19 protein-coding genes and 1 pseudogene are annotated in these 26,101 nt (G+C 64.0%); 10 read left to right on the top strand and 10 right to left on the bottom strand.

Translation table 11 applies throughout. From position 1 onward, the window contains the following. The first annotated feature begins 81 nt into the window (after window positions 1–81). Window positions 82–483: a TM2 domain-containing protein gene (locus HNP49_RS02635; RefSeq protein WP_184680372.1), complete on the top strand. Its 402-nt coding sequence runs from the start codon at window positions 82–84 to the stop codon at window positions 481–483. A gap of 56 nt (window positions 484–539) precedes the next feature. Here the strand turns inward: HNP49_RS02635 and HNP49_RS02630 are convergent, their stop codons facing one another. The 7 genes from HNP49_RS02630 to gshB all read right to left on the bottom strand — a co-directional run bounded on the left by HNP49_RS02630 (window position 540) and on the right by gshB (window position 6,371). Further along, window positions 540–1,811: a dihydroorotase gene (locus HNP49_RS02630; protein WP_184680371.1), complete on the bottom strand. Its 1,272-nt coding sequence runs from the start codon at window positions 1,809–1,811 to the stop codon at window positions 540–542. Then, window positions 1,812–2,813 (bottom strand): aspartate carbamoyltransferase catalytic subunit, encoded by a 1,002-nt coding sequence (locus HNP49_RS02625; protein WP_184680369.1) that lies wholly within the window; start codon window positions 2,811–2,813, stop codon window positions 1,812–1,814. 72 nt (window positions 2,814–2,885) lie between these two features. Further along, window positions 2,886–3,404, bottom strand: a complete 519-nt coding sequence (gene pyrR / locus HNP49_RS02620; RefSeq protein WP_184680367.1) for a bifunctional pyr operon transcriptional regulator/uracil phosphoribosyltransferase PyrR — start codon at window positions 3,402–3,404, stop codon at window positions 2,886–2,888. 17 nt (window positions 3,405–3,421) lie between these two features. Beyond that, window positions 3,422–3,850, bottom strand: a complete 429-nt coding sequence (gene ruvX / locus HNP49_RS02615; protein WP_095939796.1) for a Holliday junction resolvase RuvX — start codon at window positions 3,848–3,850, stop codon at window positions 3,422–3,424. Continuing rightward, entirely contained in the window at window positions 3,847–4,416 is a 570-nt protein-coding gene (locus HNP49_RS02610; RefSeq protein WP_184680366.1) for a YqgE/AlgH family protein, read from the bottom strand. The genes ruvX and HNP49_RS02610 overlap by 4 nt, the downstream gene beginning before the upstream one ends. Before the next feature lie 47 nt (window positions 4,417–4,463). Beyond that, window positions 4,464–5,354: an energy transducer TonB gene (locus HNP49_RS02605; RefSeq protein WP_184680364.1), complete on the bottom strand. Its 891-nt coding sequence runs from the start codon at window positions 5,352–5,354 to the stop codon at window positions 4,464–4,466. 54 nt (window positions 5,355–5,408) lie between these two features. Further along, complete coding sequence (gene gshB, locus HNP49_RS02600) at window positions 5,409–6,371, bottom strand: glutathione synthase (RefSeq protein ID WP_184680362.1); 963 nt, start codon at window positions 6,369–6,371, stop codon at window positions 5,409–5,411. 241 nt (window positions 6,372–6,612) lie between these two features. Here gshB and pilG point away from each other — a divergent pair, with 241 nt between their 5' ends. The 8 genes from pilG (at window position 6,613) to HNP49_RS02560 (ending at window position 20,297) form a co-directional block, all read left to right on the top strand. Continuing rightward, window positions 6,613–7,020 (top strand): twitching motility response regulator PilG, encoded by a 408-nt coding sequence (pilG, locus tag HNP49_RS02595; protein ID WP_095939799.1) that lies wholly within the window; start codon window positions 6,613–6,615, stop codon window positions 7,018–7,020. Between the two features lie 44 nt (window positions 7,021–7,064). Continuing rightward, window positions 7,065–7,427, top strand: a complete 363-nt coding sequence (gene pilH / locus HNP49_RS02590; protein WP_095939800.1) for a twitching motility response regulator PilH — start codon at window positions 7,065–7,067, stop codon at window positions 7,425–7,427. 43 nt (window positions 7,428–7,470) lie between these two features. Beyond that, window positions 7,471–8,007, top strand: coding sequence for a chemotaxis protein CheW (locus HNP49_RS02585; protein WP_184680360.1), 537 nt, complete (start codon window positions 7,471–7,473; stop codon window positions 8,005–8,007). Between the two features lie 125 nt (window positions 8,008–8,132). Next, entirely contained in the window at window positions 8,133–10,181 is a 2,049-nt protein-coding gene (locus HNP49_RS02580) for a methyl-accepting chemotaxis protein (RefSeq protein WP_184680358.1), read from the top strand. Window positions 10,182–10,243: 62 nt separating this feature from the next. Beyond that, the gene (locus HNP49_RS02575; RefSeq protein WP_184681151.1) at window positions 10,244–11,110 is read left to right on the top strand and encodes a protein-glutamate O-methyltransferase; all 867 of its coding nucleotides are present in this window, start codon (window positions 10,244–10,246) and stop codon (window positions 11,108–11,110) included. 14 nt (window positions 11,111–11,124) lie between these two features. After that, a complete protein-coding gene (locus HNP49_RS02570) occupies window positions 11,125–18,729 on the top strand; it encodes an Hpt domain-containing protein (protein ID WP_184681149.1) in 7,605 nt (2,534 codons plus the stop codon). Next, the gene (locus HNP49_RS02565) at window positions 18,722–19,741 is read left to right on the top strand and encodes a chemotaxis protein CheB (protein WP_184680356.1); all 1,020 of its coding nucleotides are present in this window, start codon (window positions 18,722–18,724) and stop codon (window positions 19,739–19,741) included. The genes HNP49_RS02570 and HNP49_RS02565 overlap by 8 nt, the downstream gene beginning before the upstream one ends. Window positions 19,742–19,796: 55 nt before the next feature. Beyond that, a complete protein-coding gene (locus HNP49_RS02560; protein ID WP_184680354.1) occupies window positions 19,797–20,297 on the top strand; it encodes a chemotaxis protein CheW in 501 nt (166 codons plus the stop codon). 85 nt (window positions 20,298–20,382) lie between these two features. On the opposite strand, the gene HNP49_RS02555 is transcribed toward HNP49_RS02560, so the two are convergent. The 3 genes from HNP49_RS02555 to HNP49_RS02545 all read right to left on the bottom strand — a co-directional run bounded on the left by HNP49_RS02555 (window position 20,383) and on the right by HNP49_RS02545 (window position 24,380). Further along, the gene (locus HNP49_RS02555) at window positions 20,383–21,867 is read right to left on the bottom strand and encodes a sodium:alanine symporter family protein (protein ID WP_184680352.1); all 1,485 of its coding nucleotides are present in this window, start codon (window positions 21,865–21,867) and stop codon (window positions 20,383–20,385) included. 285 nt (window positions 21,868–22,152) lie between these two features. Further along, the gene (locus tag HNP49_RS02550; RefSeq protein WP_184680350.1) at window positions 22,153–22,872 is read right to left on the bottom strand and encodes a 16S rRNA (uracil(1498)-N(3))-methyltransferase; all 720 of its coding nucleotides are present in this window, start codon (window positions 22,870–22,872) and stop codon (window positions 22,153–22,155) included. A 101-nt stretch (window positions 22,873–22,973) separates the two neighbouring features. Then, window positions 22,974–24,380 (bottom strand): adenosylmethionine--8-amino-7-oxononanoate transaminase, encoded by a 1,407-nt coding sequence (locus HNP49_RS02545; RefSeq protein WP_184680348.1) that lies wholly within the window; start codon window positions 24,378–24,380, stop codon window positions 22,974–22,976. Between the two features lie 206 nt (window positions 24,381–24,586). Here HNP49_RS02545 and HNP49_RS02540 point away from each other — a divergent pair. Further along, window positions 24,587–26,035 (top strand): annotated as a pseudogene (locus HNP49_RS02540) (flavin monoamine oxidase family protein); the annotation flags it as partial. Window positions 26,036–26,101: the final 66 nt, after the last annotated feature.

The following is a 26,101-nucleotide window of genomic DNA, read 5'->3' as shown; positions in this document are numbered from 1 at the left end:
GGGTTTTTTCTTGGCAAATGAAACCGTCGGCGGTACGCCGGGTCCAAAGCTCAACACTCGATTGCGGATTGGAGTATTGCCATGCAGGAACGCACAGACACCCACAGCAAGGTCATCGGTTATCTGCTGTGGATTTTCGGTTTTCTCGGGGCGCACCGTTTCTACTATGGCCGGCCGGTGACCGGAACCATCTGGTTCTTCACCCTCGGCCTGTTCTTCATCGGCTGGATCATCGACCTGTTCCTGATCCCCTCGATGGATCGCGAGGCCGACCTGCGTTACCACGGTGGCGAAACCGACTACAACGTGGCGTGGATTCTGCTGACCTTCCTCGGTCTGTTCGGGGTACACCGCATGTACATGGGAAAGTGGCTGACCGGCATTCTGTACCTGTGCACCGGCGGTTTATTTCTGATCGGGGTGCTGTATGACTTCTGGACACTGAATACGCAGATTTCCGTGCGCAACGCGCAATCGGCCTGAGTCGTTTTCAGGCATAAAAAAGCCCGCCGACTGGCGGGCTTTTTTGTGGGCGACGCTCAGCGCTGATAGCGCACCTGCCCGTCGACCAGGGTGTAGCGCACCAGACCCGGCAGGCAGTGGCCGAGGAAGGGGCAGTTCTGCCCCTTGGAGTGCCAGGTCTCGCCCGCAACGGTCGAGGCTTGCGGGTCGAACAGCACCAGATCGGCGGCGTGGCCGGTGGCCAGTTGGCCGGTGGGCAGACGCAGGGCGCTGGCCGGGCCGCTACTGAGGCGAGCCAGCAGTTCCGGCAGGCTGAGCAGGCCATCCTGTACCAGCGTCAGGGCCAGTGGCAGGAGCAGTTCGACGCTGCTGATGCCCGGCTCGGTGGCGGCGAACGGCGCCAGCTTGGCGTCGGCCTCATGCGGCTGATGGTGGCTGGCGATGGCCTGGATCGCCCCGGATTTGACGGCGGCGCGCAGGCCATCGCGATCGGCTGGCGAGCGCAGCGGTGGTTGCACGTGATAGAGGCTGGAGAAGTCTTCCAGCGCCTCGTCGGTCAGGATCAGCTGGTACAGGGCCACGTCTGCGGTCACCGGCAGGCCGCGTGCCTGGGCCTCGGCAATCATCTGCGCACCGCGTGCGGTGGTCAGTTGGGTGAAGTGTGCGCGCACGCCGCTCTGCTCGACCAGCAGCAGGTTGCGCGCCAGGGTGACGGTCTCGGCGGTTTCCGGAATGCCGGCCAGGCCGCGGAAGCTGGCCAGGGCGCCTTCGTGGGCCATGCCGCCGGCGGCGAGATCAGGGTCCTGGGAGTGCAGCACAAGCGTCAGGTCGAAGGTTGCCGCGTATTCCATGGCCCGGCGCAGCAGGCGCGGGTTGTGAAAGCCGCCAAGGCCGTCGGCAAAGGCCACGCAGCCGGCGTCGCGCAGGGCGACCAGCTCGGCCAACTGCTCGCCGGCCAGGCCCTTGCTGAAGGCGCCCAGCGGAAAGACCTTGGCGTGCCCGGCTTCGCGGGCGCGGTCGAGGATCAGTTCGGCAACGGCGGTGGTATCCAGTATCGGCTTGGTCTGGGGCGGGCAGCACAGGCTGGTGACGCCACCGGCGGCGGCAGCCAGGGTTTCGCTGTTGATCGTGCCTTTGCGGCTGTAGCCCGGTTCGCGCAGGCTGACATTGAGGTCGACCAGGCCGGGGGCGGCAACCAGACCCTGGGCGTCGATGCGCTGGGCGGCCTGAAAGCCGGCCGGGGCGGCGCCGATGGCGATGATCTGGCCGGCGGCGATGTGCAGGTCGCTGACCTGATCCAGCCCGCTGACCGGGTCGATGACGCGGGCGCCAAGAATACTGAGGCTCACTTAGGCGTTCTCCTGCTCGGCTTGTCTTTGCGCGGTCTGCCCGCTCATGGCCATGGACAGTACGGCCATGCGGATGGCGATGCCGTAGGTGACCTGATTGAGGATCACCGACTGGGCGCCGTCGGCCACGGCCGATTCGATTTCCACGCCGCGGTTGATCGGGCCGGGGTGCATGACGATGGCATCCGGCTTGGCCAGAGCCAGGCGCTGCTCGGTCAGGCCGTAGAGACGGTAGAACTCTCCCTCGCTGGGCAGCAGGCCGCCCTGCATGCGCTCCTTCTGCAGGCGCAGCATGATCACCACGTCGACGTCCTTGAGGCCTTCGGCGAGGTTGTGGAAGACGCGCACGCCGTACTGCTCGATACCCACCGGCAGCAGGGTCTTCGGCGCGATCACGCGGATGTCCGGGCAGCCGAGGGTTTTCAGCGCGAGCATGTCCGAGCGCGCCACGCGCGAGTGCAGGATGTCGCCGACGATCGCGACGGAGAGATTCTCGAAGCCGCCCTTGTGGCGTTTGATGGTGAGCATGTCGAGCATGCCCTGGGTCGGATGGCCGTGACGGCCGTCGCCGCCGTTGATGACCGCGACATTCGGGCATACGTGCTCGGCGATGAAGTGGGCGGCGCCGGAGTCGGCATGGCGCACCACGAACATGTCAGCGGCCATGGCTTCCAGGTTGCGCAGGGTGTCGAACAGGGTTTCGCCCTTGCTGGTCGAACTGGTCGACACGTTGAGGGTGATCACGTCGGCCGACAGTCGCTGAGCTGCCAGCTCGAAGGTGGTGCGGGTACGGGTGGAGTTCTCGAAGAACACGTTGCACACCGTCTTGCCGCGCAGCAGCGGCACCTTCTTGACGGCGCGGGCGCCGACTTCAAGGAAGGAATCGGCAGTCTCCAGCAGCTCGCTGAGCAGTTCGCGCGGCAGGCCGTCGAGGGAGAGGAAGTGGCGCAGCTGGCCCTGATCGTTGAGCTGCAGCGGGCGCTTGGCGTCGGTCGGCGTCATCGCGGAATTCTCGGTTGGCGGCGGAACAAGGGGCGATGCCTGACTGCCTGGGCAGGGCAGGCACGGATCGCTTTACTGCTGGGCCTGGGTATCGAGGCACCTGAGTTCTAGGGTCAGCGGTGCCGGGCCGGTCAATTTTACCCGCTGGCCGGCCGGCAGGAACAGGGTGGTGCCGACAACATCGGGGCGAATTGGCAGCTCGCGTGCATCCAAGTCGAGCAGGCAGACCAGGGTGACGCTGGCCGGGCGGCCGTAATCGAACAGTTCATTGAGGGCGGCGCGAATGGTGCGGCCGCTCATCAGTACGTCGTCGATCAGCACCAGATGCTGGCTATCGATCTCGAAGGGCAGTTCCGACGGGCGGACTTGCGGGTGCAGGCCGCTGCGGGTGAAGTCGTCGCGGTAGAAGGACACGTCCAGAGTGCCGAGTTCTTCCTGGCGGCCCAGTTCGGCGAGCAGGGCCTGGGCGACCCAGACACCGCCGGTGCGGATGCCGATGAAGCGGGCGGCGGCGATGTCATGCCGGGCCAGGTGGGCTTTCAGCTCGCGGGCCATGGCGGGCAGCAGATCGGCGGGGCTGGGCAGAATCATGGCGTCTCCGGAGGATTTCAGGTGTTGGGGTGCTGTTCGAGCCAGCCTTCCAGCAGCAGGGCGGCGGCCAGGGCGTCCACCGGGTTGTCCCGGTAGCCGCCGCGCTGGCCCTGGGCCAGGCGTTGGCCTTTGGCCTCGAAGGTGGTCAGGCGTTCGTCATGTGTATGGACCGGCAGCTGGTAGCGGCCGTGCAGGCGGCGGGCGAATTTCTCGGCGCGTTCGCTCATCTCGCTGGGCGTGCCATCCATGTTCAGTGGCAGGCCGACGACGATGGCGTCCGGCTGCCATTCCTTGATCAGGGCTTCGACCTTGTTCCAGTCCGGGACGCCGTTCTGTGCCTTGAGCACACACAGTTCGCGGGCCTGGCCGGTGATGGCCTGGCCGACGGCGACGCCGATCTGCTTGGTGCCGTAATCGAAGCCGAGCAGCAGGCGTGGCGCGCTCATGCGTGCCCGGCCTGGGCGGTGAGCAGGCCGAGGTTGATGCCCAGGCTGGCGGCGGCAGCGCTCAGGCGCTCCTCGGCGGGGATGTCGAAGAGGATGCGGCTGTCAGCCGGGCAGCTGAGCCAGGCATTGTCGACCAGTTCGGCCTCCAGCTGGCCGGCTTCCCAGCCGGCATAGCCGAGACAAATCAGGGATTTCTCCGGGCCGCCGCCATCACCCATGGCGAACAGCACGTCCTGTGAGGTGGATAGCGCCAGCTCGCCCAGCTCCAGGGTTGCCTGATAACTGTGGCCGGTCGGGTGCAGGACAAAGCCGCGCTCGGTCTGCACCGGGCCGCCGCTGAAGACCGGCTGCTGCTGGCAACGCTCGGCGCAGGGCTGATCCGGGCGCAGCTGTTCTAGGATGTCCGTGAGGTGCAGGCCGCTGGGACGGTTGATCACCAGGCCCATGGCGCCTTCCTCATTGTGCTCGACCAGGTAGGTAACGGTCTGGGCGAAATGAGGGTCGGCCATGTGCGGCATGGCAATCAGGAAATGGTGCTTGAGGAAGCTTTGCTGGGCATTTTTCATGCGGCTAGTTTCCGTCGTGCGTCGATGCGCATCAAGCGCCGGGCGCATTACTGGCTGGAGAGGCGGTCGCCACGCTCGAAGCGCCAGGTGCGGATGATCTCCAGGCGGTCGATGTCGGCGAGGTCGCCGGTGAAGGGGGCAAAGGGCGCGGCCAGACGCACGATGCGCATGGCGCCCTGGTCGAGCACCTGATGGCCGGAGGACTCCAGCAGTTGCACCTCGTACAGGGTGCCATCGCGGTTGATCGACACCAGCAGGCGCAACGAGCCGTGGATTTGCTTGCGTCGCGCCTCGTCCGGGTAGTTCAGGTTGCCGATACGCTCGATCTTCTTGCGCCACTCTTCCTTGTACCAGGCGCCCTTGTCGCGCATGGTCGAGGCGGCGTTGAGGCGGTGGATCTTCGGGCGCTTGGCGTAGGCCTGGCGCTCATCGGCCAGCTGGGCTTCCAGGCTGGCGATTTCCGAAGACAGCTGGGACAGATCGAAGGTCGGCGCCTGGCGGGTGTCCGGCTCTGGCTGCTGTTCTTCGCGCTTGACCGGGGTCTTCTGTGGCTGTGGCGTGCGGGTGGCCAGTGCGGCTTTGGGGGCGACTTCGCGACTGGCCTTGGGGGGCGCGGCCGGCGGGGTGACCTTTTTCACCTCGGTGTCCTGAAACAGGGCCTGCTCGGTGGTCTTGGGCGCAGCCTTGTGCTCCAGGGTGCCGCTGCCCTGCTGGTTGTCCTGGGCGAGGAAGTCGGCCTCCTTGGGCTTTTCCTCGCTCTTAAAGGTGGCCAGGGTGATTTCCAGGGATTTGCTCAGCAGGCTGGGCCCCGGCAGTGTGAAACTCACGCCGAGAATCAGTGCAACGTGCAGGACCGCCGCGATCAGCAGGGTGAAGCCGAGACGGTCCGCGGGGCGGACCGTGCTGCTGGGGAGTGATAGTGGGGTGGCGGCAGTCATTGCATTGGCTTCAAAAACGAATGGGCGCAGTCTGCCGAGCAGGCGGAGAAAAGTCTATGAAGTGGTCCGCGCTGCCAGCTTGGCGGCGATGACATCCATCAGGCGCTCGCCGATGCGGGTATCGAAGGCCTTGTCGATCTCGCGGATGCAGGTCGGGCTGGTCACGTTGATTTCGGTCAGGTGCTCGCCGATCACGTCGAGGCCGACGAACAGCAGGCCGCGCTTGCGCAGCTCCGGGCCCACGGTGCGGGCGATTTCCAGGTCACGTTCGGTCAGTGGGCGGGCCTCGCCACGGCCGCCGGCGGCCAGGTTGCCGCGCGTCTCGCCTTGCGCCGGGATGCGTGCCAGGCAGTAGGGGACCGGCTCGCCGTCGATCATCAGAATGCGCTTGTCGCCGTCGATGATGGCCGGCAGGTAGCGCTGCGCCATGATCTGCTGGCGGCCGTGGTTGGTCAGGGTTTCGAGAATCACCGAGAGGTTCGGGTCGCCCTCGCGATGGCGGAAGATCGAGGAGCCGCCCATGCCGTCCAGGGGTTTGAGAATGATGTCACGCTGCTCGCTGGCAAACTCGCGCAGAATGTCGGCGCGGCGGCTGACCAGGGTCGGCGGCGTCAGCTGCGGGAACAGGGTGGCGAACATCTTCTCGTTGCAGTCGCGCAGGCTCTGCGGGCGATTGACCACGAGGCAGCCGGCTTGCTCGGCCTGTTCCAGCAGGTAGGTGGAATAGATGAACTCGTTGTCGAAGGGCGGGTCCTTGCGCATCAGGATCACATCCAGATCCTGCAGCGGTTGGTCGACTTCTGCGCCGAGTTCAAACCAGCGTGCGGCATCATCGAATACCTGCAGCGGACGCAGGCGTGCGCGGGCCTGGCCGGCGCCCTGGTAGAGATCCTGCTGTTCCATGTAGAACAGCTGCCAGCCGCGGGCCTGGGCGGCCAGCAGCATGGCCAGTGAGCTGTCCTTCTTGAAGCTGATGCTGGCGATGGGGTCCATCACGATGCCCAGGCGAATTGACATGGCGGCTCCTGCTTGAAACTGGCGCTGAATGGCCAGGCAAATGATGTGAAAGGCGCTCAGGTTGGCGCTGGGTAGCTCTCCGGTCAAGGAAAAAACCTTGTGGGCCGGGGGCTTATAGATTGCATTTAGAGAGTGTGCTAAAAAGACTGGACGATTGGCTCGCAGCCCGTCGGTGGCAGGGCCTTTAGCGCACTGATATAACGCAAGAATAACGACTCACCGAGGCGATGGTAGGGCGAACATGGAACAGCATTCCGAAGGTTTGAAGGTCATGGTGATCGACGATTCGAAGACGATTCGTCGTACCGCGGAAACCTTGCTGAAGAAAGTGGGTTGCGATGTCATTACAGCGGTCGACGGCTTTGACGCCTTGGCCAAGATTGCCGATTCCCATCCGAGCATCATTTTTGTCGATATCATGATGCCGCGTCTGGATGGTTATCAGACCTGCGCCCTGATCAAGAACAACAGTGCCTTCAAATCAACGCCGGTTATCATGCTGTCCTCAAAGGATGGCTTGTTCGATAAGGCGAAAGGCCGCATCGTCGGCTCTGATCAGTACCTGACCAAACCTTTCAGCAAGGAAGAGTTGCTCGGTGCGATCAAGGCCCACGTTCCTGATTTCACCCCGGTGGAGCAAGCCTCCTAGTAGTACGGCTCCGGCCGTTGTGCCTTTTCCAGATGGGAGACCCCATGGCTCGAATTCTGATTGTTGATGACTCACCGACCGAGATGTACAAGTTGACGGCCATGCTCGAAAAGCATGGTCATCAGGTGCTGAAGGCGGAAAATGGCGCCGATGGCGTTGCTCTGGCTCGTCAGGAAAAGCCTGATGCGGTACTGATGGACATCGTTATGCCGGGCCTCAATGGCTTTCAGGCTACCCGTCAGCTGACCAAGGACCCGGAAACCAGCCATATTCCGGTGATCATCGTTACCACCAAGGACCAGGAAACCGACAAGGTTTGGGGTAAGCGCCAGGGCGCGCGTGACTACCTGACCAAGCCGGTGGACGAAGATACCCTGCTGAAAACCCTGAGCGCAGTTCTGGCCTAAGCCTGTTCTGCGGTCTGTGCATAACTAGAAGAATAAGGCCGGCATGTCGGACGCTCAGACTCCCTTCCAGCTTCTCTGTGATATCGACCAGCGCTGTCGCGTCCTGGCTGCCGGCTTGCCGTCGCAGCAGGAAACCGTGCAGACCTGGAGTGGTATCGGCTTCCGCATGGGCGGGCGATTGTTTGTCGCGCCGATGGGGGAAGTGACCGAAGTCCTGCATGAGCCGCGTTACACCTTGCTGCCCGGCGTGAAGATCTGGGTCAAGGGTGTGGCCAACGTGCGTGGTCGTCTGTTGCCGATCATGGACCTGTGCGGCTTTTTCGGCGGCGAGCTGTCGCCACTGCGCAAGCAGCGGCGCGTTCTGGTCGTCGAGCATCAGGAAGTGTTCTCGGGCTTGGTGGTCGACGAAGTATTCGGTATGCAGCACTTCAATGTGGATTCGTTCACCGAACAGTTGCCGCCGCTGGAGGCGAGCATCCTGCCGTTCGTGCAGGGACAGTTTCAGCGTGAGCAGCCCTGGCTGGTGTTCAGTCCGCATGCGTTGGCCAGGCACCAGGGTTTTCTCGATATTGCGGTTTAGCCCGGCTGTCTCAGTCGGGCTTTTGGCGTCTGTAGGGCGCAAGATTTTACAGGTTGGGTCGGGTTTTCCGGCTCGTTGGCGTTACGTGGAACCCCAAAGTGGTAGGTCCAGGCGAGGGCCAGATAATGAAAAAACTCGATGCAGGCAATCTCCTCAGTGGTGTGCGCAGTAACACGCTGATTGCCGGACTCTTCGCAGTCCTGGTGATCTCCATCGTGCTGCTGTTTGCCAACTTCTTCTATCTCGGCACCCAGGCGGAGTACGACAAACAGTACATCAGCCATGCCGGCGAACTGCGCGTGCTGTCGCAGAACATCGCGAAGAACGCCACCGAAGCGGCGGCCGGTAAATCCGAGGCTTTTGCCCTGTTGAAGCAGGCGCGCAATGACTTCGAGAAGCGCTGGAATATCCTCTCCAAGGGTGACGAAGCCACTGGCCTGCCTGCTGCTCCTGAGGCGGTGAAAGCCGAGATGGATGCCGTGCAGAAGGATTGGGATGGTCTGCGCCAGAACGCCGACGCCATTCTGGCCAGTGAGCAGACCGTACTGTCGCTGCACCAGGTAGCTGCCACCCTCGCCGAAACCATTCCGCAGCTGCAGGTCGAGTACGAAGAAGTCGTCGACATCCTGCTGGAGAACGAAGCGCCCGCCGATCAGGTCTCGGTAGCCCAGCGCCAGTCGCTGCTGGCTGAGCGTATCCTCGGCTCGGTGAACAAGGTGCTGGCTGGTGACCAGGACTCCGTTCAGGCCGCCGACAGCTTTGGTCGTGACGCCAGCCTGTTCGGTCGCGTACTGGTTGGCATGGTCGAGGGCAATGCCGCCATGTCGATTTCCAAGGTGACCAACGAGGAAGCCCTGGAGCGTCTGGCCGAAATTTCCGAGCTGTTCGAGTTCGTCTCGGGCTCGGTGGACGAGATCCTGGAAACCTCGCCGGAACTGTTCCAGGTACGTGAATCAGCCAACACCATCTTCACCGAGTCGCAGAGTCAGCTGGACAAAGCTTCTTCCCTGGCGGTCGGCTTCGAAAACCTGGCCGGTGGCCGTTACTTCAATACCCTCGCCGGTTACGTACTGGGCGCCCTGGCACTGGCTTCGATCATCCTGATCGGTCTGGTCATGGTTCAGACCACCCGTACTCGTCTGGCCGAGCGTGAAGAGAAATCCGAACGTGACCAGGCCGCGATTCTGCGTCTACTCGATGAAATCGCCGACCTCGCCGACGGTGACTTGACCGTACAAGCGACGGTAACCGAAGACTTTACCGGTGCGATCGCCGACTCCATCAACTACTCTATCGACCAGCTGCGTGATCTGGTGGCCACGATTAACCAGACCGCTGTACAGGTAGCGGCCGCGGCCCAGGAAACCCAGGCCACGGCGATGCACCTGGCCGAGGCTTCCGAGCACCAGGCGCAGGAAATTGCCGGTGCTTCCGCGGCGATCAACGAAATGGCCGTGTCGATTGACCAAGTATCGGCGAACGCCTCCGAATCCACCGCGGTAGCGGAACGTTCGGTAGCCATTGCCAACAAGGGTAACGAGGTGGTGCACAACACCATCACCGGCATGGATAACATCCGTGAGCAGATCCAGGACACCTCCAAGCGGATCAAGCGACTGGGTGAATCGTCCCAGGAGATCGGTGACATCGTTAGCCTGATTAACGACATTGCTGACCAGACCAACATTCTGGCTCTTAACGCGGCGATCCAGGCCTCCATGGCGGGTGACGCGGGCCGCGGCTTCGCCGTGGTAGCGGACGAAGTACAGCGCCTCGCAGAACGTTCCTCGGCTGCAACCAAGCAGATCGAGGCACTGGTTAAGACCATTCAGACCGACACCAACGAAGCGGTTATCTCGATGGAACAGACCACTTCCGAAGTGGTCCGTGGTGCCCGTCTGGCCCAGGACGCGGGTGTGGCCCTGGAAGAGATCGAGAAGGTATCCAAGACCCTTGCGGCCTTGATTCAGAACATCTCCAACGCCGCCCGCCAACAGGCGTCGTCGGCGGGTCACATCTCCAACACCATGAACGTGATCCAGGAGATCACCTCGCAGACCTCGGCCGGTACCACCGCCACCGCACGAAGCATTGGTAACCTGGCCAAGATGGCCAGTGAGATGCGTAAGTCGGTATCGGGCTTCAACCTGCCCGACGCACCGGAACAGGCCTGATCAGCGGAGGCGCGGCGGCCTGAAGGGGCCGCCGCCAAGCGACCATGAGCGAGGGCCAAGGCATGCAGCCAAGCGCCATCTGGGCCTTGCAACCCGTGGCCGAAATGACGCCTGCACAATTCCAGGATTGGCAGACGCTGCTTGAGCAGCGTACCGGCCTGGTGATCAGTGAGCAGCGCCGTGCCTTTTTGCAGACCAACCTGACCGCGCGTATGCGCGAGCTCGGTTTGAGCGACTACAGCCTGTATTACCAGCAGGTGCTGGAAGGGCCGCGTGGCGCTGTCGAGTGGTCAACCCTGCTGGATCGTCTGACCGTTCAGGAAACCCGTTTCTTTCGTCATCCGCCGTCTTTCGACGTACTCAGGGAGTACCTTGAGGGGCGTCTCGAACGTGAAGGAGTGCCGCGACCCTGGACGCTCTGGAGCGTAGGCTGCTCCAGTGGTGAAGAACCCTACTCCATGGCTATCTGCGCCGCCGAGGTGTTGAAGGACAGCGAGTGGACGGGGCAGTTCGGCGTGACCGGGACCGATATCAGCCTCAATGCCCTGAACAAGGCGCGTGAGGCCAGTTACGCAGCGCGCCGCCTGGAGCAGCTGGACGGCGAGTTGTGTGAACGCTATTTCGCAGTGCGGGAAGATGGCCGTTTTCAGGTCGTTCCCGCCCTGACCGAGCGAGTCTGTTGTGCTCGCCTGAATGTACTGGACGTGGCCAAGGCGCCTATGTCCGATATGGACGTGATTTTTTGCCAGAACCTGTTGATCTATTTCCGCCGCTGGCGGCGCCGCGAACTGCTCAACCGTCTGGTTGAGCGTCTGGTTCCCGGAGGCCTGCTGGTGATCGGTGTGGGGGAGGTGGCCGAGTGGCAGCACCCCGAACTGGAAGCGGTAGCAGATGAGCGCGTGCTGGCATTTACCCGGAAGATTTTATGAGCAGCGGAGTCGGTATGGGTGATCGGCACGACTATGTCGCCCTGGAGTGGGTCAAAGGTGAAATCGCCGAGACCCTGAAACAGGCGCGCCAGGCCCTGGAAGCGTTTGTCGAGAATCCGCAGGATTCGACGCGACTGCGTTTCTGCCAGACCTATGTGCACCAGGTGCTCGGCACCTTGCAGATGGTCGAGTTCTACGGTGCGGCGCTGCTCGCCGAGGAAATGGAGCACCTGACCCAGGCCCTGGTCGAAGGCCGTGCGAGCAACCAGCGCGAAGCCCTGGAAGTGCTGATGCAGGCCATCCTGCAGTTGCCGATCTATCTGGACCGGATCCAGACCGCCCGTCGCGACCTGCCGCTGGTGTTGTTGCCGCTGCTCAACGACCTGCGCGCCGCCCGTGGCGACAGTCTGCTCTCGGAAACCAGCCTGTTCTCCCCGGATATGTCCGCCCGCCAGGAAGCCCTGTCGCTGGACGCCCTGGCCCAGTTGCGTACCGCCGAGCTGCCGGTGTTGTTGCGCAAACTGCGGCAGATGCTGCAGATGGCATTGGTCGGGGTCATCCGCAATCAGGACCTGGGTACCAACCTGGGTTATATGGCGCGTGTGTTCGCCCGTCTGGAAAGCCTCTGCCGCGAGGCACCGCTGGGGCCGCTGTGGCAGATCGCTTCAGGCATCGTCGAAGGGTTGGCCAATGGCAGCGTGCAGAACGGCACCTCGGTGCGCACCCTGCTGCGCCAGGTCGATCATGAACTCAAGCGCCTGGTCGAACAGGGCGCCGAGGGTTTCAATCAGCGTGCTCCGGACGAGCTGAGCAAGAACCTGCTGTTCTATGTGGCCAAGGCAGAAAGTCAGTCGCCGCGTATTCGTGCCCTCAAGGAGCAGTATCGCCTCGATGAAGCCCTGCCGGATTCGGCGGTGGTCGACGAGGAACGCGCCCGCATGGCCGGCCCCGACCGCGATGCGATGCGCTCGGTGGTAACGGCTCTGTGCGAAGAGCTGGTGCGGGTCAAGGACAGCCTCGATCTGTTCGTGCGCAGCGACCGCAGTGGTGTGGCGGAGCTCGAAGGCATGCTGGCCCCGCTCAAACAGATCGCCGACACCCTGGCGGTGCTGGGTTTTGGTCAGCCGCGTAAGGTCATTCTCGATCAGTTGGACGTGCTGCACGGCCTGGCTCAGGGGCAGCGCGAGGCCAGTGATGCGGTATTGATGGATGTAGCTGGCGCCCTGCTCTACGTCGAAGCGACTCTGGCCGGCATGGTCGGCCCCGCTGAAGACGGCTCAAGCGATGAGCAGCACCTGCCGACTACCGATGTGGCGCAGATCCATCAGTTGGTGATCAAGGAGGCGCGTACCGGGCTTGAACAGGCCAAGGACGCGATCATCGAGTTTATTGCCTCGCAGTGGAACCATGAGCATCTGGCCCGTGTTCCGGAGCTGCTGACTCAGGTTCGTGGTGGTCTGGCGATGATTCCGTTGGCGCGTGCCGCCGCACTGCTGGATGCCTGTAATCGTTACATCCAAGAGCAGCTGCTGGTGCGCAAGGCGGTGCCGAACTGGCAGAGCCTGGACACCTTGGCCGACGCCATCACCAGCGTCGAGTATTACCTGGAGCGTCTGGCCGAGGACAACGCCAGTCAGGGCGACCTGATTCTCGATGTGGCCGAGGAAAGCCTGGAAACCCTTGGCTATTCACTCAAGCCGCAACGCTCGATCCTCGACGAGCCTGAGCCGGAGGAAGCGCCGGCGCCGCTGGTCGATCCGTTGGACGAGCTGGATATGCTTGGCAGCGAAGAGCCCGAGCTCGGCGCCGCCGCGGAAGCGGAGGAAGAAATCGAGTTTTCCCTCCCGTTGCCCGAATCTGAAGAAATGGCAGCCCCTGCAGAGGCGCAGTCCTGGCTGGACGAAGCGCCGCTGCAGAGCGACGCGTCGGGCAATGAGCCGCTGACCTTCGAGTTGCTTGATGAACTGCCAGCGCTTGATCTGGCAGGGGACGCGCCGGCAGGAACCGAGCTGCAGCCGACTGCAGTGGCTGCCGACGACCTCAGCTTCGGTGAGCTGTCACTGGACAGCCTTGAGCTGGAGGCCAGTGACGTCATTGAGCCTGATGATACCTGGGCGCCGGTTGCGGGCGAGTTGCAGACCGATGATGAGCTGCTCAGCCTGGATGGCCTGGAGCAGGCCGTCGATGCCGCGCCGCTGACCTGGAGCGAAAGCGAGATTGCCGAGCTGGAGCTGCCCGAGGTTGAGCTGCCGGAGCCCATCGCTGTCGTCGAGCCCTCGGCACCACTGGAAAAACCGCTGAGCATGGCCGATGTCATGGCCGCGCCGGTGCAGGCGATCAATCCGCCGGCACGGGATGTTCCGCCGAGCCTGTTGCCGCCGCCGGCCGATGAAGAGCCGATCGACGATGAGTTGCAGGAAGTGTTCATCGAGGAAGCGGCCGAAGTCCTCGAAACCATCAACGAATACCTGCCGCAGTGGCGCGCGCATACCGACGACAAGGATGCCCTGACCGAAGTCCGCCGTGCCTTCCACACCCTCAAGGGCAGTGGTCGCATGGTTCGCGCCCTGGTCATCGGCGAACTGGCCTGGTCGATCGAGAATCTGCTCAACCGTGTGCTGGATCGCAGCATCCAGCCGGGCGATGCCGTGCAGCAGGTGGTGGCCGATGTGGTCGCGCTGATGCCGGCGCTGGTCGACGAGTATGCCGCCAAGCAGCAGCGCCAGCGTGACGATGTCGACCAGTTGGCCGCCACCGCACACGCGCTGGCCAAGGGGGAAGTCGCCCCAAAATTTGTCGCCCCGGACTCTAATGAGGTAGTCGAGGACGCGGGCACTGATATTGCCAGCGAGACGTTGCCTGAGATTGTCGAGCCGGAAAGCGTCGTGGCGCATGCCGAAGAAGAGCTGCTCGACCCGCAGTTGCTGGAGATCTTCAGTGGCGAGGCCGAGTTCCATCTGGACAACTTGGCCGCCTTCCTGGCCCAGTGTGACCGCGAGCTGCCGCAGCCGGTGACCGATGAGCTGCAGCGCTCGCTGCATACCCTCAAGGGCAGTGCGCACATGGCCGGCATCCTGCCGATTGCCGAAATTGCCACGCCACTGGAGAAGCTGGTCAAAGAGTTCAAGGCCAACCTGCTGCAGGTTGACCTCGCTGAAACCGAGCTGCTGCGCGATGCCGAGAAGCTGCTGCGCAAAGGGTTGAGCGAGTTGAGCAGCCAGGGACTGGCGCCAATCGAAGGCACTGCCGAGCTGCTGGAGCGCATCCAGCAGCTGCATCATGAGCGCCTCGAAGCAGCCGAGCAATCGCGCCAGGTCGATGCCGGCGTGGTACGCGATCCGCAATTGATTTCCATCTTCCTCGCCGAGGGTATGGATATCCTCCTCGACGCCGAAGACCTGCTGCGCCAGTGGCGTGAGCATCCGGCCGAGCGCCAGGAACTCGGAGCCCTGCTGGAGGAACTGACCACTCTCGGCCGTGGCGCCGAAATGGCTGAGCTGCCGCAGATCCAGGCGCTCAGCGGCCTGCTGATCGACATCTACGGCAAGGTCGAGGATGGTCGTCTGGCCGTCAGCGAAACTTTCTTCAGTGAGGCCGAGCAGGCCCATGAAGCGTTGATCAGCATGATGGATCAGGTGGCCGCCGGCCTTGAGGTGACCGCCCAGCCGGAACGCGAGGCAGCGCTGCGTGCCCTGCTGGCCAGTGCCTTGTCGGATGAACAGCTAGCCCTGCTGAGCCCGGAGCAGAACCTGCTGATCGAGGAACTGGTTGACGTCGCGGCGCCCGAGCTGCCCGAGCCTGTTAGCGAATTCACCCTGCCCGAACCCGAACCCGAACCGGTGACGGATATCGCGGTGGCGGTTGTGGCCGAGTCTGTCGGTGCGCCAGCGATCAGCGAGATGGGCGAGCTGGACGAGGAAATGGTCGAAATCTTCCTTGAGGAAGCCTTCGACATTCTCGACAGCGCCGCACAGGCTCTCGATCGCTGGCTGCAGCAACCGGACAATGCCAGCCCGCTGGCAGCCCTGCAGCGTGACCTGCACACCCTCAAGGGTGGTGCGCGGATGGCCGAGATTCGGCCGATTGGCGACCTTGCCCATGAGCTGGAGTCGCTTTACGAAGGCCTGGTGGATCGTCGTTATCAGTACTCGCCGGCGCTTTCGGGCCTGCTGCAGCAGAGTCATGACTGCCTGGCCCAGCAACTGGATCAGCTTCAGGCCGGTCGCGGCCTGCGCGATCCGCAGGAGCTGATCGGCACCATTCTGGCGTTCCGCAAATCCGGTGGCGCGTTGCCGCTGCCGAGCGAAGACGCTGCCCCGGAAGCTCCAGCGGCAGAAGTTTACGAACAAAGCATTGAGCCGGTAGAACTCGTTGCCGAGCCCGAGCCCGAGCCCGAGCCCGAGCCCGAGCCCGAGCCCGAGCCAGAGCCAGAGCCAGAGCTGAACGTTGCCGATGATCAGCCGCTGTTGGCCGAAGCCGAAGAGTGGCCCGTGCTGGAGCTGGCCGCAGAGCCGCTGGCGCCGGAGAGCGAGGCACTTGCCGAAGAACCGGCACTGCCGGCGGTCGACGAGGACTCCGCGCTGCTGGTCGAGGCGGAAGAGTGGCCGGTACTGGAAGTGGAAGACGCACCCGTTATAGAAGCGCAGCCGCAGGATCTGCCTCTGGTTGAGCTTGAGGAGCCCGAGGCGACCGAGGTCGAGACGCTCGACGTGGTTGAAGGGGTCGCCGAGCCCGTTGCGCAAGTGCAGCCCGTTAGCAGCCATACGCCGACGCCGGTCGCACTGGATGAACGCGATCCGGAGCTGGTGGAGATTTTCCTGGAAGAGGGCTTCGATATCCTCGACAGCGCCGGTGCGGCTCTGCAGCGCTGGATGGAAAATGTCGACAACACCCTCGAAGTCGAATCCCTGCAGCGCGATCTGCACACCCTCAAGGGTGGTGCGCGGATGGCCGAGATTCGCGAAATTGGCGATCTGGCCCATGAGCTGGAGTTCCTCTACGAGGGCCTGTGTGGTGGTCGTCTGCGCGCCAGCCCGGAGCTGTTTGCCTTGCTGCAGGCCTGCCAGGATCGACTGGCCGAGATGCTCGAGGCCGTGCGTGATCAGCAGGTCATCCCCGATGGCCAGGTGCTGATCGATACGATCAAGCGCTTCCGTGCCAACCCGGATGAACAGCTCAGCGTGCCCTCCAGTGTGCATCTGGAACCGCTGGCGCCGGTGGCGGCGGTGGACGATGAGGCCGACGCCGATATCCTCGATATCTTCCTTGAAGAAGCGGACGACCTGCTGGAAGCCCTGGAGCTGGCCAGTAACCAGCTGCAGGACGATCCCACCAATGAAGCGCCGGTCGCCGAACTGTTGCGTGTGCTGCATACCCTCAAGGGCGGTGCACGCCTGGCCGGGCAGAAACAGCTGGGCGATCAGGCCCATGATCTGGAACAGCACCTGACCGAGGCTCAGCGCCAGGGCCAACCATGGCCGGCGAGTTTGCAGGCCGATGTACAGTCCGGTCTGGAAGGTTTGCAGGCCGGTGTCGAACAACTGCGCGAGCGGGTCAACCAGAGTCTGCAGTCGCCTGCGCCGCGCGCCGAAGTGCCCGTGGCTGCTCCGGCTGTGGACTATCTGCCGGCGAACCCTAAGCTCGACAGTCCAATTATCGCGGCGGCCAGCTCGGCGCAGATGCTGCCTTCGGCGGCCAAGGTTCTGCCCTTCGTGCAGCGCGCCCAGGAGGCGGCGCTGGAGGCGGCGTCCCGCCGTGCCCCGCAGGAAATGGTCAAGGTCCCGGCGGAACTGCTAGAAGGCCTGGTCAACCTGGCGGGTGAGACTTCGATCTTCCGTGGTCGGGTCGAGCAGCAGGTCAGTGACGTCGGTTACACCCTCAGCGAGATGGAAGCGACCATCGAGCGGGTACGTGATCAGCTGCGCCGTCTGGATACCGAAACTCAGGCGCAGATTCTCAGCCGTTACCAGGCCGAAGCCGAGCGTGCCGGCTACGAAGATTTCGACCCGCTGGAAATGGACCGTCACTCGCACCTGCAGCAACTGTCGCGGGCGCTGTTCGAGTCGGCGTCCGACTTGCTCGATCTGAAGGAAACCCTGGCGGCGAAGAACCGTGACGCGGAGACCCTGCTGCTGCAGCAGGCTCGGGTCAATACCGAGCTGCAGGAAGGCCTGATGCGCACCCGCATGGTGCCATTCGACCGCCTGGTGCCGCGTCTGCGCCGGATCGTCCGTCAGGTGGCGGGCGAGCTGAACAAGCAGGTCGAGTTCATCGTCGGCAACGCCGAGGGTGAAATGGACCGTACCGTGCTGGAGCGCATTGTCGCGCCGCTGGAGCACATGCTGCGCAACGCCGTCGACCATGGTGTCGAGCGCCCCGAACAGCGTCTGGCGGCCGGCAAGAGCGAGGCGGGCACCATCCGCCTTAACCTCGGCCGCGAGGGTGGCGATATCGTCCTGACCCTGGCCGACGACGGTGGCGGCATCAAGCTGGAGGCCGTGCGCAAGAAGGCCATCGAACGCGGCCTGATGGATGCGGACAGCAGCCTGTCGGATCACGAGGTTCTGCAGTTCATCCTCGAGGCCGGTTTCTCCACCGCCGAGAAGGTCACGCAGATCTCCGGTCGCGGTGTCGGCATGGACGTGGTGCACTCCGAGGTCAAGCAGCTCGGCGGCAGCATGAGCATCGACTCGACCGCCGGCCAGGGCACCACCTTCACCATCCGCCTGCCGTTTACCGTGTCGGTCAACCGCGCATTGATGGTGTATTCCGGTGAAGACCTCTACGCCATCCCGCTGAACACCATCGAAGGTATCGTGCGCGTTTCGCCGTTCGAGCTGGAGGAGCTGTACAAGCGCGAGGACGGCCAGGTCGATGCGCCGCGCTTCGAGTACGCGGGGCAGGCCTACGAACTGAAATACCTCGGCGAGCTGCTGGACAACGGCCAGCAGCCCAAGCTGGTCGGCCAGAGCCTGCCGCTGCCGGTGATTCTGGTGCGCTCGGCGGAACACGCCGTGGCGGTTCAGGTGGACAGCCTGGCAGGCTCCCGCGAAATCGTGGTGAAGAGCCTCGGTGCGCAGTTCGCCGCTGTGCATGGCATCTCCGGCGCGACCATTCTCGGTGACGGTCGCGTGGTGGTGATTCTCGACCTGCTGGCGACCATCCGTGTGCTTCACGCTCACGCCCTGGCCCAGGCGCCGCGTGTCCTGCGCGTTGGCCCGACCGAGGCGGAGGTCGAGCGTGACCGGCCGACGCTGGTCATGGTGGTCGACGACTCGGTCACTGTGCGCAAGGTCACCACGCGCCTGCTGGAACGCAACGGCATGAACGTGGTGACGGCCAAGGACGGGGTGGATGCCATCGCCCAGCTGCAGGAGCACAAGCCGGACATCATGCTGCTCGACATCGAGATGCCGCGCATGGACGGCTTCGAGGTGGCCACCCTGGTGCGCCACGACGAGCGCCTCAAGCACCTGCCGATCATCATGATTACCTCGCGTACCGGTGATAAACACCGCGAGCGCGCCCTGGCCATCGGCGTCAACGAGTACCTCGGCAAGCCCTACCAGGAGTCGCTGTTGCTCGAAACCATCCAGAATCTGGTTAAAGCCCATGACTGATAAAACCGCTGCGCGCATTGCCGTCATCGCCGATACCTCGCTGCAACGCCATGTGTTGCAGCAGGCCTTGGCCGGGAACGGCTATCAGGTGGTGCTCAACTCCGACCCGGCGCGGCTCGATCAGGAAACCCTGAGCGGCTGCGAAACCGACCTGTGGCTGGTCGACCTGGCCCAGTCCGAGGACTCGCCGCTGGTCGACAGCCTGCTGGAACATGCCAGCGCCCCGGTGCTGTTTGGCGAGGGGCATGCCCCGGAGCGCCATTCGGAAAACTACCCGCGCTGGGAGCGTCGCCTGTTCGGCAAGCTCAAGCGCCTGGTCGGCGATCCTGCTCAGGCCGTGGGGCCGAGCCTGGAGGCGCTGCTCAACGAAGCCCAGCGCACCACCCGTCTGGGCTTGCCGCAGGAACTGGCGGCCACGCCCCTGGTGGCTGGCGAGCCGGCCAAGCAGGTGTGGTTGCTGGCGGCGTCGCTGGGTGGTCCGGCGGCGGTCAAGGCCTTCCTCGATGCGTTGCCTGGCGGTCTGCCGGTGGGCTTTGTCTACGCCCAGCACATCGATGCCAGTTTCGAAGCCAGCCTGCCGCAAGCGGTGGGCCGGCATAGCCAGTGGCACGTCAATCCGGTACGCGATGGCGACAGCGTGCGCAATGGCGAAGTCATAGTGGTGCCGATCAGCCATGAGCTGCGCTTCAGCGAGGACGGGCAGATGCAGGTTGCCAACTGTGCCTGGCCGGAGCCCTACAGCCCGTCGATCGACCAGATGATGCTCAACCTGGCGCAGCAGTTCGGTGCCCAGTGCGGGGTCATCGCCTTCAGTGGCATGGGCTCCGATGGCAGCGCAGCGGCGGCCTATGTGCGCCGTCAGGGTGGCTTGATCTGGACGCAGAAAGCCGATTCCTGTGCCTGTCCGAGCATGCCCGACAGCTTGCGCGAGGGCGGCTACAGCGAGCTGAGCGGTGATCCGCGCGAGCTGGCCGAAGCACTGGTCAACCATCTGGCTGCGCAGGTCAATTGAGCCATTCACCGGCGGGCCTGTGGTGCCTGCCGTTCGCCGTATCCTGGAGTGATCGATGAGCCAAGTTACCGTTCAGCAGGGCAGCCAGCCGAGCAATCAGCCGAGCGTCCAGCAGAGCAGCCACCTGACCGGCCTGCTGGTGCCGCTGGCCGACCGTACCCTGCTGCTGCCCAACGTGGCGGTGGCCGAGCTGATTCCCTACCGCGCCCCGCAGACCAGCGAGGGCATGCCCAGCTGGTTCCTCGGCCAGGTTGCCTGGCGTGATTTGCGCCTGCCGCTGCTGTCGTTCGAGGCCGCTTCCGATGGCGAGGCCAAGGTAGCGAGTGGCGCTCGGGTAGCGGTACTCAATGCCCTGGGCGCGCGCGAGCATGTCAAGTTCATCGCTCTGCTGGTGCAGGGCATTCCGCACTCGGTCAAGGTCGACGCCAACCTGGCGCCTGCCAGTGCGCCTCTGGCGCCACTGGAACTGGGTGCCGCGCTGGTCAACGAGCAGGTCGTGAAAATCCCCGATCTGGTGGCGCTGGAGCAGAAACTGGCGGATGCCGGACTGATCTGATTTTCGCGAGCTAAAACAAAAAGCCCCGGTCGCCCGGGCAACCCTTGCGGGTTGGCGGGCGCCGGGGCTTTTGTCTGGCTGGCCGTCAGGACTTGGGTGTTTCACCCAGCTCCTCTAGTTCAGCCTTGAGGTTTTCCTCGGAGCGGTTGCCCGTCCAGTAATCGGCATTCTTGATGCCGAGCTTTTCCGGGTGGAATACCGGGTCTTTGCCCGCCTTCTGCTGCGCCTCGTAATCCTTCAGGCAGACATAAGCGACCTTGTGCATCAGGACAATGGCGATGATGTTCAGCCAGGCCATCAGACCGACGCCCAGGTCACCCAGGCCCCAGGCGAGGTCGGCGGTCTTCACCGTCCCGTACACCGTGGCGGCGATGATCGCGAACTTCAGCACCAGGGTCAGCCACGGGCGGCTGATCGTGCGGTTGATGTAGGCGATGTTGGTTTCGGCGATGTAGTAGTAGGCGACGATGGTGGTGAAGGCGAAGAAGAACAGGGCGGTGGCGACGAAGTACGAGCCAAAGCCTGGCATGATGTTTTCCATCGCCGTCTGTACGTAGCCCGGGCCTGCCGCGACACCGGCGATGCCGGTGAACAGCGCGCTGCCATCCGGGGCCTGGACGTTGTACTGGCCGGTGATCAGCAGCATGAACGCGGTGGCCGAGCAAACAAACAGGGTATCGACATACACCGAGAAGGCCTGCACCAGCCCCTGCTTGGCCGGGTGGCTGACGGCGGCGGCCGAGGAGGCGTGCGGTCCGGTACCCTGGCCCGCTTCGTTGGAGTACACGCCACGCTTGACGCCCCACATGATCGCCATGCCGAGGATCGCGCCGAAGCCGGCATCCAGGCCGAAGGCGCTCTTGAAGATCAGACTGATTACGCCCGGCAGCTCGCTGATGTTCAGGGCGACGATGACGCAGGCGACGATGATGTAGCCTAGTGCCATGAACGGCACCACCACCTCGGCAAAGGTGGCGATGCGCTTGACCCCACCGAAGATGATCAGGCCCAGCATGACGGCCAGCACGCCTGCGGTGGTGTTGGGGTGGATGCCCAGGGCGTTCTGCACGCCGACGGCAATCGAGTTGGCCTGTACGCCCGGCAGCAGCACGCCGCAGGCGAAGATGGTGACCACGGCGAAGATCAGCGCGTACCACTTCATGCCCAGCCCGCGTTCGATGTAGAACGCCGGGCCGCCGCGGTACTGACCGTCGAGTTTTTCCTTGTAGACCTGGCCGAGGGTGGACTCGACGAAGGCCGAGCTGGCGCCGAGGAAGGCCACCATCCACATCCAGAACACTGCGCCCGGGCCACCGAAGGTGATGGCGGTGGCCACGCCGGCGATGTTGCCGGTGCCGACCCGGCCGGCCAGGGTCATGGTCAGGGCCTGGAACGACGTAATGCCGTGCGCATCAGCGCGCCCGTCGAACATCAGCCTGAGCATTTCCTTGAAATGGCGGACCTGCAGAAAACGGCCGCGCAGCGAGAAATACAAACCCACGCCCAGGCACAGGTAAATCAGTGCCGGGCTCCAGACCAGTCCGTTGAGTGTATTGACCAGATCAAGCATGCAGAGTGCTCCTGTACCACCTGTTGGCGCGGCCTCTTGTGGAGGGGCGGGCCATGGTGGCTTTCGTATTGGGGTAGACCGTGGCGCGGTTGGCGGCACGGTGATGTGCCATTTGCCGCCGGATAGGTTGGGCAAGGCAGCAAATTTATTGCAAAACGCAGGCCGTCACAGCAGGCATGGCGTGACTTCAACTCTTAGTGTCGATATCCCGCATCTTCTGCAGTGGCGTCACACAAAAGCAGGGGGTGTAGGCCCCTGGACTGGTTAGCGGTGCGCAGAAACTGCTCAGAAATCGCCCCACAGCTGCTGGGCCACGGCCAACGCCACCACCGGCGCGGTTTCCGTGCGTAACACGCGGGGGCCCAGGCGTGCGGGGTGAAAGCCAGCGCCGGTAGCCTGCTGCACTTCTGCCTCGCTGAGGCCGCCCTCCGGGCCGATGAGAAAGGCCAGGCTGTCTGGTCTGGCATGGCTCTGCAGTGGCTCGGCCACCGGGTGCAGGACCAGCTTGAGTCCGGCGTCGACCTGCTTGAGCCAGTCGGCCAGCAGCAGCGGCGGGTGAATCCGTGGCAAAACCGAACGGCCGCACTGCTCGCAGGCGCTGATGGCCACCTGGCGCCAGTGGCTCATGCGCTTGTCGGCGCGCTCGTCTTTCAGGCGTACCTCGCAGCGTTCGCTGACGATGGGGGTGATCTCGGCGGCGCCCAGTTCGGTGGCTTTCTGGATGGCCCAGTCCATGCGCTCGCCGCGCGACAGACCCTGGCCGAGGTGCACGCGCAAGGGCGACTCGTCGAGGCCGCTGAACTGCTCGGTGAGCTCCACGCGGACGCTCTTCTTGCCCACCTCGATCAGCTCGCCGCGGTATTCCTGGCCGCTGCCATCGAACAGCTGCACGGCGTCGCCCGCGGCATGCCGCAGTACCCGGCCGATGTAGTGCGCCTGGGTTTCCGGCAGCTCGTGCTGGCCGAGGGAGAGCGGGGCGTCGATAAAGAAGCGGGATAGGCGCATGGACAGGAACCTGGGGCAGAGGCGCGGATTTTAGCGGCAGGGGGCGGGCGGGGGTAGGGTGGACGGTGTCTTATCCGTCCACCCAATACGCGTGCCTGCTGTCAGCCCGGGTCGCGGTGATTGGGATAGAGATCGGCGCTGACACTCACGCTCACCGCGCTGCGGGTGGCCAGATCAATGCCTTCGGCCGCCACCTCGGCCAGAAAATCGATCTGCTGCGGGGTGATCACGTAGGGCGGCAGGAAGTACACCACGCTGCCCAGCGGGCGCAGCAGGGCACTGCGGGTCAAGGCATGCTGGTAGACCGCCAGGCCACGGCGCTCCTGCCAGGCATAGGGCGTCTTGCTTGGTTTGTCCTGAACCATTTCGATGGCCAGTGCCATGCCGGTCTGGCGCACCTCGGCGACATGCGGGTGGTCGGCCAGGTGCGCGGTGGCGCTGGCCATGCGCGCGGCCAGGGCCTTGTTGTTCTCGATGACGTTGTCCTGCTCGAAGATGTCCAGGGTCGCCAGGGCAGCGGCGCAGGCGAGCGGGTTGCCGGTGTAGGTGTGCGAGTGCAGGAAGGCGCGCAACGTGGCGTAGTCGTCGTAGAAGGCCTGATACACCTCGTTGGTGGTCAGGACGGCCGCCATCGGCAGGTAGCCGCCGGTGAGGGCCTTGGACAGCACGAGGAAATCCGGGGTGATGCCGGCCTGCTCGCAGGCGAACATCGTCCCGGTACGGCCGAAGCCGACGGCGATCTCATCGTGGATCAGGTGCACGCCATAGCGGTTGCAGGCTTCGCGCAGCAGCGTCAGGTACACCGGGTGGTACATGCGCATGCCGCCGGCGCCCTGGATCAGGGGCTCGACGATCACCGCCGCCACTTCATGGGCGTGTTCGGCCAGGGTCTGCTCCATGGCGGCGAACATCGTCCGCGAGTGTTCTTCCCAGCTGATGCCCTCGGGCCGCAGGTAGCAGTCGGGGCTCGGCACCTTGATGGTGTCCAGCAGCAGGGCCTTGTAGGTGGCGGTGAACAGGGCCACATCGCCCACCGACATCGCCGCCACGGTTTCGCCGTGATAGCTGTTGGTCAGGGTGATGAAGCGTTTCTTTTGCGGCTGATCCTGGTTGAGCCAGTAGTGGTGGCTCATCTTCAGCGCCACCTCGATGCCGGAGGAGCCGTTGTCGGCATAGAAAACCCGGTCCAGACCGGGCGGGGTGATCTGCACCAGGCGCTCGGACAACTCGATCACCGGTTGATGGGTGAAGCCGGCGAGCATCACGTGCTCCAGTTGGTCGAGCTGGTCGCGGATGCGCTGGTTGATGCGGGGATTGCCATGACCGAACACGTTGACCCACCAGGAGCTGACTGCATCCAGATAACGCTTGCCTTCGAAATCCTCCAGCCAGACACCGTCGCCACGCTTGATCGGAATCAGCGGCAGGGTCTCGTGGTCTTTCATCTGCGTGCAGGGGTGCCAGAGCACGTTCAGGTCACGCTGCATCCAGTCGGCATTCAGGCCCATGGGCTTTCTCCTCGTTGATCCGCCAAGCCTATCAGAGGGCGGCGGGGCCGCAGCAGTCACTCTGCAGTTAGCCTGGCTGAGAGTCCGCCCTCGAAGTCCGACGGAGGTGTCTGGCCCGGGGCCAGGCCCTGGCGTATCCTGCGCGGCTGTTCAGGATTGCCCGGCCGTTGCCGGGCGCTGTATCCAGATATTCCGGGGGGAATTGCATGTTGAAGATCAGTCGGCGCCTGGTGGCGCTGCTGCTGGTGGGGGCCAGTGCACTGGCCTCGGCCAAGGACCCACAACCCAGCGCCATCGTTGTTGGCGGCGGCCTGGCCGGCCTTACGGCAGCTTTCGAACTGCAGCAGCGCGGCTGGAACGTGACCCTGCTGGAGGCCAAACCGAGTGTCGGCGGACGTGCCAGCCTGGCGGCCACCGAGTGGATCGGCAGCGCCAAGCTGCAGCCGCAGCTCAATCATTATCTGCAGGGTTTCCAGCTGCAGACCGTACCGGCCCCGGGCTATGTGCGGCAGATCGGTTATCTGGTCGATGGCCAGTACTTCAGTGTTGATGACCTGGCCAAGGCCCAGCCCACCACTGCCGAGTCGATCAAACGCTACGAGAAAAGCCTGGATGACCTGGCCAGTTCCATCGAGGACCCGCTCAACCCGCTGGCGACCCATACCCTGATCAAGCTCGACGGCATTACCGTGGCCAACTGGCTGGATAAGCTCAACCTGACTCCGACCGCACGGGCGCTGGTCGATCAGCGCATCCGTTCGCGTCTGGATGAGCCGTCGCGTCTTTCCCTGCTGCACCTGGCACAGCAGGCGCGTGTCTACCGCGGTCTGTGGGAAGACGAGCGCCGCGTGGCCCGCCTGCCCGGTGGCAGCCCGGTGCTGGCACAGGCCTTCGTCAAACGCCTCAAAGTGGTGAAGACCAACGCCCGCGTGTCGTCGATCAGCCAGGACGCCAAGGGGGTGACCGTCAAGGTCGGCGCCACCGGCTATCACGCCGATTACGCCGTGCTCGCCGTGCCGCTGCCGGCGCTGGGCAAGATCAGCCTGACACCGGCCCTGCTGCCGCTGCAGCAGAAGGCGCTGGCCGACATCAACTACGGCTGGCGCGACCAGATGCTGCTCAAGTTCAAGAAGCCGGTGTGGGGCAAGGCCCGTCTGACCGGCGAGATTTTCAGCGACAAGGGGCTGGGCATGCTCTGGGTGGAGCCTGCGTTGAAGGGCGGGGCCAACCTGCTGATCAACCTGTCCGGCGATAATGCACGTCTGCTCAATGCCTTCGGCGACCGGCAGATGGTCGATCAGGTGCTGATCCGCTTCGATCAGCGCTATCCGGGTGCCCGTGAGCAGTTCACTGGCTTCGAGCTGCGCCGCTTCGGCAAGGACGGCCTGGCCGGTGGCGCCTACGTGGCCTACGGCCCCGGCGAGATCAGCCGCTACTGGCGCATCTGGGAAAAACCGCTGGGCCGCGTACTGTTCGCCGGTGAGCACACCGAAGTGCTCTATCCCGGCACGCTGGAAGGCGCCCTGCGCAGCGGCCAGCGCGCGGCCGAGCAGGCCAGCCTGCTGGCCGCGGGCAAGCCGCTGGAGGCGCCCAAGGCCAAGCTCGCCGAGAGCAAGCCGGCCGAGCAGAAGGGTGGCTTCTTCTCCCGCCTGTTCAACTGAGCCGGTTTCTCCTAACAACAAGGGCAGCCACTGGCTGCCCTTGTTGTTTGTGCGTCGTTC

The sequence above is a fragment of the Pseudomonas fluvialis genome, assembly GCF_014207935.1.
Lineage (GTDB): Bacteria > Pseudomonadota > Gammaproteobacteria > Pseudomonadales > Pseudomonadaceae > Aquipseudomonas > Aquipseudomonas fluvialis_A.
This window is presented reverse-complemented; position numbering and strand designations above follow the sequence as displayed.